The sequence below is a fragment of the Pseudomonas putida genome, assembly GCF_028682635.1.
In the GTDB taxonomy this organism is placed as follows: Bacteria; Pseudomonadota; Gammaproteobacteria; order Pseudomonadales; family Pseudomonadaceae; genus Aquipseudomonas; species Aquipseudomonas putida_AE.
On record NZ_JANHLK010000025.1, the window covers coordinates 1 to 11,339 of the forward strand.

The window sequence follows — 11,339 nt, forward strand, 5'->3', positions numbered from 1 at the left end:
TATGCCGTAGAGGCTGCGCAACGGCTTGTACTCGGGCGCTGGAAGGCCTGGGTAAGGTGGCTTTGGCGGCGAGGGGTACAGGCTGAAACGAGCGTCCTTGTTGAGCATCTGCTCGGCGCTGAGGTCCTGCTCGGTGCAGGTGAATTCGATGCGGTAGCTGAAGGGCTGGCTCAGGTGTTCTTCGCCTTCGAAGGCCAGGACGTCGAAGACGGCGTCGAACCAGCGAATGGCAAATTTGTGGCGAGTGTGGTCGAAAAAGATGCGCGGTGGCGTGCTCATGGTCAGTCCTTCCTGGTCTGCGGGGAGAATTTGCAGGAAGGGTTTTGCGTTCACCCAGGTCCTGATGGATGAAAGCTTTGGTTAAGTTGAATAAGTTGGAAATGGGACGTTTCTGAGAAGGGTGTAGGGCTTTTCTGTATTGGAATACCGGGGTTAAAAGTATCGGACAACCCTGTAGGAGCGAGCTTGCTCGCGATGGTCGTTAACGAAAACTCTGTAAGCCTGACACCCCGCGGCCATCTCGGTTTTTTCGCGAGCGAGCTCGCTCCTACATGAGGGTGGCAGCTGTACGCAGGTGTGGAAGACCAGGCCAATCCACGGGCCCTTGCCTACGCAGCCTTGGGCAGTAACGGCGGGTTATCGCTACCAGTGGTAAACCGGTAAAGGCTCAATCATCCGGCATTTCCGGTGGCTTGGCCGGTTTTGCCGGTTTGCCGTTTTTTGCCGCCTTGGCGGTCCCTTTGGGCGGTGGGGTTTCGGCAACCGGAGGTGGCGTTGGCGTCGCAGCTTCCTTCTCTGCCGCCGGCAAGGCATCGACGGTATCGAAGATTTTCTTCAGGTCGACCGACCTGGATTCATCCCCCGAGCTTTCGAGTTTCTTCTCGCCGTCCTTGCCCATCAGGATCACTTTGGGCAACGCGCCGGCCCCCAGTTTCAGCGCACGGATCAAGGCCATGGTGTCCTGTTGGCCGAGGTCCTTGCCGTCCAGTTGGCCGGACATGTTCAGCACGCTGTACACCCGGATGTTGCGCTCGGCGACACCCTGCTTGTTGGCCGGATCTTCCAGGGACTTTTTCAGGTTGACCCAGACCGGGTCGACGGTGCTCGAGGCAATCACGATCAGCGGCCGGGCCCTGCCCTTGTCGATATCCAGAGGTGAATCGCCATCGGCGGCGAACAAGGGGCCGGCAATCGCCAGCAAGGTAGCCAGGGTCAGTGACCTGATGAGCATGCGCATCTCCTTTTGATATCCACGCTCTAATGATTGCGCATCGCGGCGTTCGTTCCGGTGACGCTTGGCAAATGTGTTTCACCTTGCTCCAAGCTTAGGTCAGGGCGGTCATTGCGCAACAGGCTGGGCTAATCTGAAAGCATGAAATAAACCTCATGAGGAGCCGTGCATGAGCGTTCGACTGAACCACACCATCGTCTGGTGCCGCGACAAACAACGGTCGGCCCATTTCCTCGTTGAACTGCTCGGCCTCCCGGCGCCGGAGCCCTTCGGGCCGATGCTGATCGTCAGGCTCGACAACCAGGTGTCGCTGGACTTCTACGACAACGACCCGCCGATCGCCTCGCAGCATTACGCGTTCCTGCTCGGCGACGACGACTTCGACCAGGCCTTCGCCCGCCTGCAAGCAACCGGGCAGCCATGGTGGGCCGATCCGGGCAAGCAGCGGCCGGGTGAGATCAATGACCATGGCGGCGGACGGCGGGTGTATTTCGATGACCCGGACGGGCATCTGCTGGAGATCTTCACCCGCGAATAGCGGGATACTCATCGCTGCTGTCCGGCCAGGCCGTCAACACCTGGAAGCCATCTTCAGTGACCGCCACCATATGCTCCCACTGTGCCGAAAGGGAGTGATCCTTGGTGACCACGGTCCAGCCGTCGGCCAGGGTTTTGACGTGGCGCTTGCCCAGGTTCAACATGGGCTCGATGGTGAAAATCATGCCGGCTTTCAACTTCATTCCCTGGCCTGGGTAGCCGTAGTGAAGGATTTGCGGTTCATCGTGATAGATCTTGCCGATACCGTGACCGCAGTATTCGCGCACGACACTGAACCCGTCATCTTCCGCCACCTTCTGGATGGCATGCCCAATGTCGCCCAGCGTAGCGCCGGGGCGGACCATGCGGATACCGGCGCACATGGCGTCATAGGTCGTCTTGACCAGGCGTCGTGCCTGCGGGCTAGGTTCGCCCACGAAGTACATGCGGCTGGTGTCGCCGTACCAACCGTCCTTGATCACGGCAATGTCGATGTTCAGGATGTCGCCATCCTTCAATACCCTGTTCGAAGGGATGCCATGGCAGACCACTTCGTTGACGGAGGCGCATACGGTCTTGGGAAAGCCGTGGTAGCCGACATTGCCTGGAATGGCTTTCTGTACGTTGACGATATAGTCGTGACAAAGCCGATCGAGTTCGTCGGTGGTGACCCCTGCTTGCACATGGGGCGTGATCATCGCCAGCACTTCGGCCGCCAGCGTGGCCGCCGCGCGCGACTGGGCTATTTCTGCCGGGGTATTGAGCTTGATATTGGCCTTCATTGCTTGCCCCCGGTCGTTGCATGAACCGGCGAGGCTTGGGAAACATCCGCGATCGCACAGAGCTGTTTTACATCAAGGCCACCGGCCAGTTCGGCACGAATCAGCAGGCGGCAGATGTCGCTGTGATTCAATTCTGGATGTAGCTCGGCCAGCATCCCGATGCGCATCCAGTGTTCGGCTTGCGCATTGATCGAGCGACTCAGCGCATCGCTGGCGACGCGCAGGTTCTCATGCATGTCTTCTGAAATCTTGACGATACCCATCTACTTGCCCGATACGAAATATATATGAAACATATACTAATCGTTTCAGGTGCTGGAGCGCAATTTCTGGCACTGGGTTCAGCCAGAAGAATACTCAACCCTGCATCAGAACGGCGCCTGGCGGAACCCGCTTGCGCAGCTTCTTGCAACTCCCGGGCGGGGGCTGTTGCCCCGGCGGGCGATCGGCGAACCAGATGCGGCATTGGCCTGGGGGCGGCCAATGGCCGCGGGGAATCGTTATCTCATCGGACGCGGGCTCTGGCTCCAGCGCAGCCACCTTGAATTGTCCTGCGCTCTGTGGCCCGGCAGTCGCCGCGGCCACTTCCGCTTCGCGCGCCTTCTGTACGGCAACCGGATTCTCCTGCGCCTTGGGCGGGATACCCGAAGCCTGGGCCTGCTGCGCCGCCTGGATCAACTGGAGGTTGCGGTTGCGTAACGCCTCGTTGCCAACAATCCGCATGTTCGAGCGCAACGCCAGGGTTTGCGCCTGCTGGTATTGCCCCTGCTGCAGGCGCAACACGCCGAGGTAATGCAGGGTCGCGGGATTGTTCGGCTGGATATGCAGGGCGCGCTCCAGCGTGGCGGCGGCCTGGTCCAGCTGGCCACTTTCATACTGGCGCGAGGCGGTTTCGATCAGGGCGGTTGAGGCACTATTGCTTTGCGCGGGCGTTTTTCGCTCGGCAGCCACCGGGCCAAACGACGCGACGGCGCAAAACGCCAGGAGGAAGCTGGGCAGGAAACGCTTGGTTGGCATCAGGGGGCAGACTCGGCTGATCTCGGAGGGCACCGCCATGAAAGCAGGCCACCAGCACTGCTCGGAATCTCCGATACAGGGCCCCTACTGACCTGGCCTGCACCCTGAAGTTCCCGTTGCCACGGCCACTTCAGCCCACGTTCGACCTCTGCCAGTCGAACCGACAGGACCTGCTCCCGCACACATCATTAAATTTTCATCTTCAGGAAAATCAACTATACCCAATTGGGCAATCAGTATTGATCCCGGCCCCAAGCACCCGTGCAGTCGCTGGTCCCCGGTCACTCAACGTCAGGACAGACCACGAGACTCTGGTTATGAATGGTTTGAAAGTCGCAGCAGGCCATACCGTTCTAGATTGCTTCCATACTTCCCGCCCGATCGTTGCCCTGGATCAAACCGACTTCACCGATGTTGCCGCCGCGGTACTGACCGTCGACGATGTCATGGGCGGCGCGCTCGATGCCATTCAACGAACAGGTTTCGACATCCCCCTATTCCTGGTGGTCCCTCGCGGCGGTGCCGGCAACCGTGCACTCGATGTCTACAAGCGCCTGCACGAGGTCATCCTGCTGGTCAACGGAGTGTTTGACCTCTCCAGCTACAACGCCGAGTACTACGGCAATCAGCTGGAAACAGCCGCCAAGGCCTATGAAGAAAACCTGTTGCCGCCCTTCTTCGACGTCCTCAAGCACTACACCGAAGCAGCCAATGCGACCTTCGCCTGCCCCGGCCACCAGGGCGGACAATTCTTTCGAAAGCACCCCGCCGGCCGCCAGTTCTTCGATTTCTTCGGCGAAACCCTGTTCCGCGCCGACATGTGCAACGCCGACGTCAAGCTCGGCGACCTGCTGATCCACGAAGGCCCGGCCCTGCTGGCGCAAAAGCATGCCGCCACAGTGTTCAACGCGGACAAGACCTACTTCGTGCTCAACGGCACCTCGGCGTCGAACAAGGTGGTCACCAATGCGTTGCTGACGCCTGGCGACCTGGTGCTGTTCGACCGCAACAACCACAAGTCCAACCACCAGGGGGCATTGATCCAGGCCGGTGCCACGCCGGTGTACCTGGAAACCGCGCGCAACCCCTACGGCTTCATCGGCGGCATCGATGCCCATTGCTTTGAAGAAGACTACCTGCGCGAGCTGATCAAGGAAGTCGCCCCGGACAAGGCCCAGCTACCGCGACCGTTTCGCCTGGCGATCATCCAGTTGGGCACCTATGACGGCACCATCTACAACGCGCGCCAGGTGGTCGACCGCATCGGCAAGCTGTGCGATTACATCCTGTTCGACTCGGCGTGGGTGGGCTACGAGCAGTTCATCCCGATGATGAAGGATTGCTCGCCGATGCTGCTGGACCTTGGCGAAGACGACCCGGGCATCTTCGTCACGCAATCGGTGCACAAGCAACAGGCCGGCTTCTCCCAGGCCTCGCAGATCCACAAGAAGGACCGCCACATCAAGGGCCAGGCGCGCTACTGCAATCATGCGCGGTTGAACAACGCCTTCATGGCCCAGGCTTCCACCAGCCCGTTCTACCCGCTGTTCGCCTCGCTGGATGTGAATGCGCGCATCCACGCCGGCCGCAGTGGCTTGCGCCTGTGGGAAGACTGCGTGAAGTTCGGCATCAATGCACGCAAGCTGATCCTCGAAGCCTGCACGCTGGTGCGCCCCTTCGTGCCGGAAACCATCGACGGTTGCCCCTGGCAGGACCACCCCACCGACGCCATCGCCAGCGACCTGCGCTTTTTCGAGTTTCACCCCAAGGATCGCTGGCACGCCTTCCCAGGTTATGCCGACAAGCAGTACTTCATCGACCCCTGCAAGCTGCTGTTCACCACCCCCGGGATCGACCCGATTGATGGCAGCTACACCGACTTCGGCATCCACGCCGGCATCCTGGCCAACTTCCTGCGCCAGAACGGCATCGTCCCGGAGAAGTGCGACCTCAACTCGATCCTGTTCCTGCTCACGCCCGCCGAAGACTGGGCGAAGATGAGCCATCTGGCCGCACAACTGGCGCGCTTCGAGCAGTTCCTCAGCGATAACGCGCCCATGAGCCGAGTACTGCCGGCCATCTACGCCCGGTTCGAGGACCGTTACCGCAACTACAGCATCCGCCAGCTCTGCCAGGAAATGCACGACCTCTACCGCAGCCATAACGTGCAGCAGTTGCAAAAGGACATGTTCCGTAAGGAACACTTCCCGAAAAAGGCGATGAATCCGCAACAGGCGCAGATCGAATACATCCGCGGCAATGTCGAGCTGGTCGCGTTGGCCGATGCCGACGGCCGTATTGCGGCCGAAGGGGCACTGCCCTACCCGCCCGGTGTGCTGTGCGTGGTGCCGGGTGAAATCTGGGGTGGTGCGGTATTGAAGTATTTCCTCGCGCTGGAAGACGGCATCAATGCCTTGCCCGGCTTCACGCCGGAACTGCAAGGCGTGTACCTGAAAGAACAAGGCGGCCGCATTCGCGCTTACGGATACGTGCTCAAGGCCTGATCCTCGCCCCATTCAAAGAGCAGCGTTTCCTGCGACTTACAGCAAGGAGTGTGCGATGGCAGATTCAAGCAAGAAAATGGGCCTGATGGGGCTCACCACCCTGGTAACGGTCAACATGATGGGCTCAGGCATCATCATGCTCCCCACCAACATGGCCCAACTGGGTGCCGTCTCGCTGTTGTCGTGGATTTTCACGGCGATCGGCTCGATGGCCATTGCCTACTGCTTCGCCCAGTGCGGGGTGTTCTGCGCGCGTTCCGGCGGCTTGTCCGCCTACACCGAAGAAGCCCATGCCAAGTCGGGGTTCTTCCTCTGCTCGTACCTGTACTTCCTGTCCCTGGCGATCGCCAACGTCGCTGTTGCCATCTCGGCAGTGGGCTACATGAGCGCCTTCCTGCCCTGGCTGAGCACGGGAGCCATCCCGCTGTTCGTCGGCACGGTCGGGCTGATCTGGATCACCATCATCGCCAACTTCGGTGGCCCCAGCATCACCGGCAAGATCGGCGCGATCACCGTGTGGGGCGTGATCATTCCGGTGGCGGGCCTGTGCATCATCGGCTGGTTCTGGTTCGATGCCAACGTGCTGGAAGCCGCCTGGAACCCCAACAACCTGGCGATCTCCGACGCCATCGGCAAGGCCATCCCCCTGACCCTGTGGGCCTTCCTCGGCATGGAATCGGCGGCCCAGGCCACCGATGCGGTGGAAGACCCCAAGCGCAACGTACCGCTGGCCTGCCTGTTCGGCACCCTCGGTGCAGCCACGGTCTATGTGCTGTCGACCACCGTCATCCAGGGCATCATTCCCAACGCCGAACTGGCCAACTCCTCGGCACCGTTCGCGCTGGTCTACGCCAAGATGTTCAGCCCGCTGGTGGGTAACATCGTCATGGCCCTGGCGGTCATGGCGTGCGTGGGCTCGCTGCTGGGCTGGCAGTTCACCCTGGCCCAGACCGCGAAGATGACCGCCGACCAGAACCTGTTCCTCAAGCTGTTCAGCAAGGTCAACGCCAGCGATGCCCCCGTGATCGGCATGATCGTCTGCGGCGTGCTGCAGACGCTCATGGCCGTGTCGACCATCTCGCCCGATGCCGCTGCACAGTTCAGCAAACTGGTGAGCCTGGCGGCCGTGACCAACCTGATCCCGTACATCACGGCGCTGACCGGTTTGCTGGTGATCATGCACAAGGCCCAGGTGGGGCCCGCGGTGTACTCGCGCAACGTGGTGGTGTTGCTGGTGGCGGTGGCCTACTCGTTGTACGCCCTGTATGCCTGCGGCAAGGACGCCGTATTGGGCGGCACCCTGGTGCTCGCCTTTGGCTACCTGCTCTATGGCTTCCTCGCCAAGCGTTTCGTCGACGCGCCCACCGTCACCCAGGCCAGGACCGGCAATGTTTAGGCATGGCAATCAGGACTGCTCAGACTTGTACACGGGGAAACCGGACATGAACGTACCTTTTGCTGCAAAAACCACCCGCCTGCTGCTGGCCCTGGTGGTCACCGCCCTGCCGATGGTGGCGGGTGCCAACACCCTGGAGCGCATCCGCGCCAGCAATGCCTTTACCCTGGGCTACGTGCCGGACCTGTCGCCCTTCAGCGTTCAGGATGGCGACAAAGCCAGCGGTTATGCCATCGACCTGTGCCTGAAGATCGCCGACAAGCTCAAGAGCGAACTCGACCTGCCCAACCTGCAGGTGCGCTACCAGCCCGTCACGTCTGCCGAAGAGACCAGCGCGGTGAAACTGGGCAAGGTCGACATCCTCTGCACGCCGACCCCGCCTACCCTCGAACGGCGCAAGTCCGTCAGCTACTCGATACCGGTGTACACCGCTGGCCTCTCGGTACTGGTGCGCAAGGATGCCACCGAACCGCTGCTCAACGCGCTCAACGGCAAGGAAGCCATCCCCGGCCCGACCTGGCGGGCGACGATCAACCGCGGCCTGGCCAACCAGACCTACGCCACCGTCGAGGGCGGTGTAGTCGAAGACTGGATTCGCGAACAGATGCGCATGCTCGGCGTGATCGCTTCGCTGGTGACGGTGGCCAATACCGAAGAAGGTGCAGCGATGGTCGCCACGCGCAAGGCCGATGCGTTCTTCTCCGAGCGCATGCTCCTGAAAAACCAGGTGGCCAAAGGCGGCGCCAACAATGACCTGATGGTCCTGGACCGCATCTTCGAGTTCTCCCCGGTGGCCATGATCGTCGAACGCGGTGACGAAGACTTCCGGCTGCTGGTCGATATGGCACTGAGCGAGGCTTATCGCTCCGGCGCCATCGAGCAGGAGTACGACAAGTACCTGGGCGGGATCAACGAGACGATGAAGAAGCTGTTCCGGGTGTATGCATTGCCGTGAGGTTTTCTCAGAACGCCAGTTTGTAGCCGATCAATACCAGCATGGTCGCCAGGCAAGGACGCAACACTTCATCGGAGATGCGCCCGGTCAGGTGGCTGCCCAGGTAAATCCCCGGCAACGAACCGACCAGCAGATAACCGAGTACGTGCCAGTCCATGTTGCCCATGCTCGCATGGCCAAGGCCGGCGACCAGGGTCAGGGGCACGGCGTGGGCGATTTCGGTGCCGACCAGGCGGCGGGTCGGCAGCAACGGATAGAGGATGAACAACGCCACGGTGCCCAGGGCCCCCGCGCCGATCGAGGTCAAGGCGACCATGGCGCCCAGCACCAGGCCGGTGATCACGGTCAGGACATTGAGGCGCGCACCGCTGGGGTTGTAGTTGCCGCCCGCGCGCTTGTGGGCGAAATCGAGCAGGCGTTTCTTGAACAGGATCGCCAACGCCGTGGCGAACAGGACAAAGCCCAACGCCTGCTTGATGATCGCGTTCATCGCGTCGGGTGCTTCGTTCAGACTGCTCAGGAACCACAACGTCAACGCCACCGCCGGCACGCTGCCGAGGGTCAGCCACCCGGTGATCGACCAGTCGATGTTGTTGTTCTTGCGGTGAACCAGGACGCCGCTGGATTTGGTGATGGCCGCGTACAGCAGATCGGTGCCGACTGCGGTTGCCGGGTTGATGCCGAACCATAGCAGGATGGGGGTCATCAACGACCCGCCACCGACGCCCGTCATGCCGACGATAAAGCCGACCACCAGCCCGGCCACGACCAACCCGAAATTCAATAGATCCATTGATACGTCCACAAACCGCAGGGAATAACTGGCCCGCAGCATAGCGACAATTCTTATAACCAGTTATATCGATGCGATCTATCTTTATACCCCGATGTCATCACGACCTGTAGGAGCTGCCGAAGGCTGCGATCTTTTGATCTGGTTTTTGAAGATCAAGAGATCGCAGCCTTCGGCAGCTCCTACAAAGGGGTGGGTCATTGCACCGGCAGGAAATTCAGGAACAGCAGGCTCTGGGCATAATTCAGGCCGATCCGCCGGTAGCGTTCGTCGAGCATCTGGGTCACCAGGTCCAGGCGCGCGACGATCTTGCCGAACTCCACGGCGAAACTCAGGTTGCTGCCCTCCTCCGAGATTTCGTTGGAGAACAGCATGGGCTGGCCGTCCTTGTTCTGCCGCTGACTGAGGATCCAGGTGGCGATCTCGATGTTGCGCGCGGCATTGCTGACGAACGTCGGGTTGATCGCATCCGTCATGTAGAACTCCAGGCGATTGCCGTGGGCGGTGACCAGCATGCTGCCGATGGCATAGATGAACGCACCGACCCGATCGCCGAGAAATTCCGGGCTCATGGCAAACCGCAGCGCCGCCAGATCCTTCTTGTTCCCCAGCGTGGGCAAGGGCTGCTGCTGCTCAATGGCCATGCGCACCTGCTTGCCGGCCGTACGGGCATCGAGGAAGCCGGATTTCTTCAATTCCTCGGGGTTGCGCAGGTACAGCTTGCCCATCAGCAGGTAAAGGCTGTCGAGGTTGTCGCGCATGGCCAGCGTGGCCATGCGGTCGACGCTGGTTTGCAGGAACTCCTGGGGTTTGCCTTCGCGTATCTGGGTGAACAGGTCGTTGCCGGGTTGGTGGCTGCAACCGCTGGCCAGCAACAGCGACAGGCCGGCCAGTAGCAGGCGATGGCGACGGATTGAGCGGATGATGTGGGGTGAAACTTGGGCCATGGGCATTGAACTTGGACATGGGCCGGCGGTGGGGATCGCCGTCGGCTGGCAATGGATAGAGCCGATAGATGGGGAAAAGTGCGGTGGCGAGGGTTGGCAATCGATCACCGGCAGGTTTGGGAGCAGAACCGGAACGAAGCCGCTTACCTTGTAGGAGCTGGCTTGCCAGCGATGGTCGTCAACGATAACGCGTGATGTCAGGTTCATCGCGGCGCTCTGGCGTTAATCGCTGGCAAGCCAGCTCCTACAGGGGATCGGGTACATCCGCGTGCAGTTGGCCGTCGGGATGGAACCCTTGGGTCTATCCTGATGCCAACCGAAATATCACTAAAAGGAGCAAGCATGCGCACCCAGCAATTGGCCGGCACCCAAGTGCCCGTGATTGGCCAGGGCACCTGGCAAATGGGCGAAGACCCCGCCCGCCATAAAGAGCAAGTCGCCGCCCTGCGCCTGGGCATCGACCTGGGCATGACCCTGATCGACACCGCAGAAATGTACGCCGAAGGCGGCGCCGAGATCGTGGTGGGTGATGCCATCGCCGGCCAGCGCGACCGGGTCTTTCTCGTCAGCAAGGTCTACCCGCACAACGCCAGCCGCCAGGGCATTCCCCAGGCGTGCGAGCGCAGCCTGCGGCGGCTGAAGACCGAGACTATCGATCTGTACCTGTTGCATTGGCGGGGCCAGTATCCCCTGGAAGAAACGGTCGAGGCCTTCGAACGCCTGCGTGAAGCCGGCAAGATTGGCCGTTGGGGCGTGTCCAACCTTGATCTCGACGACATGCTGGAACTCCCGGCAAAGGAGGCCTGCGCCACCAATCAGGTACTCTACAACCTGGAAGAGCGCGGCATAGAATTCGATCTCTTGCCCTGGTGCAAGGCACACGGGATGCCGGTCATGGCCTATTGTCCGATCGGCCAGGCAGGGAACATGCTGGCCAATGCTACGCTCAAACAAGTAGCTGCCCGCCACGACGCCACGCCTGCCCAAGTCTCGCTGGCATGGCTGCTGCGCCAGGACGGCGTGATCGCCATCCCCAAGGCTGTCCGCCCGGAACATGTGCAACTCAATGCGCAAGCGGCACGGTTGAAGCTGGAGGCTGGGGATCTGGAGGCGCTGGACCAAGCGTTTCAGGCGCCCAAACGCAAGCAGCGGTTGGCCATGGTCTAAGCCATCGCGG

Annotated in this window: 11 protein-coding genes and 1 pseudogene; 5 read left to right on the forward strand and 7 right to left on the reverse strand. The window is 61.1% G+C overall.

Going from position 1 to position 11,339, the window contains the following annotated elements:
- Both NPS56_RS24460 and NPS56_RS24470 read right to left on the reverse strand, forming a co-directional pair.
- A pseudogene (locus tag NPS56_RS24460) lies at positions 1-279 on the reverse strand (type VI secretion system tip protein VgrG); the annotation flags it as partial.
- Between the two features lie 388 nt (positions 280-667).
- Positions 668-1,231 carry a DUF4174 domain-containing protein gene (locus NPS56_RS24470; RefSeq protein ID WP_274077024.1) on the reverse strand — a complete coding sequence of 188 codons (564 nt, stop codon included), beginning with the start codon at positions 1,229-1,231 and terminating at the stop codon, positions 668-670.
- A 169-nt stretch (positions 1,232-1,400) separates the two neighbouring features.
- On the opposite strand from NPS56_RS24470, the gene NPS56_RS24475 reads away from it, so the two are divergent.
- Positions 1,401-1,769: a VOC family protein gene (locus tag NPS56_RS24475; RefSeq protein WP_274077025.1), complete on the forward strand. Its 369-nt coding sequence runs from the start codon at positions 1,401-1,403 to the stop codon at positions 1,767-1,769.
- On the opposite strand, the gene map is transcribed toward NPS56_RS24475, so the two are convergent.
- The 3 genes from map to NPS56_RS24490 form a co-directional block, all read right to left on the reverse strand.
- Positions 1,756-2,550, reverse strand: coding sequence for a type I methionyl aminopeptidase (map, locus tag NPS56_RS24480; RefSeq protein WP_274077026.1), 795 nt, complete (start codon positions 2,548-2,550; stop codon positions 1,756-1,758). The two genes, NPS56_RS24475 and map, sit on opposite strands and share 14 nt — an antisense overlap.
- Entirely contained in the window at positions 2,547-2,813 is a 267-nt protein-coding gene (locus NPS56_RS24485; protein WP_274077027.1) for a ParD-like family protein, read from the reverse strand. The genes map and NPS56_RS24485 overlap by 4 nt, the downstream gene beginning before the upstream one ends.
- 94 nt (positions 2,814-2,907) lie before the next feature.
- The gene (locus NPS56_RS24490; RefSeq protein ID WP_274077096.1) at positions 2,908-3,567 is read right to left on the reverse strand and encodes a tetratricopeptide repeat protein; all 660 of its coding nucleotides are present in this window, start codon (positions 3,565-3,567) and stop codon (positions 2,908-2,910) included.
- A gap of 317 nt (positions 3,568-3,884) precedes the next feature.
- Between NPS56_RS24490 and speF the strand changes: the two genes are divergently transcribed.
- Genes speF through NPS56_RS24505 form a run of 3 tightly spaced genes read left to right on the forward strand, consistent with a single transcriptional unit; the run spans position 3,885 to position 8,422 of the window.
- Positions 3,885-6,071: an ornithine decarboxylase SpeF gene (gene speF / locus NPS56_RS24495; protein ID WP_274077028.1), complete on the forward strand. Its 2,187-nt coding sequence runs from the start codon at positions 3,885-3,887 to the stop codon at positions 6,069-6,071.
- A gap of 55 nt (positions 6,072-6,126) precedes the next feature.
- Complete coding sequence (gene potE / locus NPS56_RS24500) at positions 6,127-7,467, forward strand: putrescine-ornithine antiporter (RefSeq protein ID WP_274077029.1); 1,341 nt, start codon at positions 6,127-6,129, stop codon at positions 7,465-7,467.
- 46 nt (positions 7,468-7,513) lie between these two features.
- Complete coding sequence (locus tag NPS56_RS24505; protein WP_274077030.1) at positions 7,514-8,422, forward strand: amino acid ABC transporter substrate-binding protein; 909 nt, start codon at positions 7,514-7,516, stop codon at positions 8,420-8,422.
- Positions 8,423-8,429: 7 nt separating this feature from the next.
- Here the strand turns inward: NPS56_RS24505 and NPS56_RS24510 are convergent, their stop codons facing one another.
- A complete protein-coding gene (locus NPS56_RS24510; RefSeq protein WP_274077031.1) occupies positions 8,430-9,215 on the reverse strand; it encodes a sulfite exporter TauE/SafE family protein in 786 nt (261 codons plus the stop codon).
- 197 nt (positions 9,216-9,412) lie between these two features.
- Positions 9,413-10,162, reverse strand: a complete 750-nt coding sequence (locus NPS56_RS24515; protein ID WP_274077032.1) for a hypothetical protein — start codon at positions 10,160-10,162, stop codon at positions 9,413-9,415.
- Positions 10,163-10,504: 342 nt separating this feature from the next.
- On the opposite strand from NPS56_RS24515, the gene NPS56_RS24520 reads away from it, so the two are divergent.
- Positions 10,505-11,329, forward strand: a complete 825-nt coding sequence (locus tag NPS56_RS24520; protein WP_274077033.1) for an aldo/keto reductase — start codon at positions 10,505-10,507, stop codon at positions 11,327-11,329.
- The last annotated feature ends 10 nt before the right edge of the window (positions 11,330-11,339 follow it).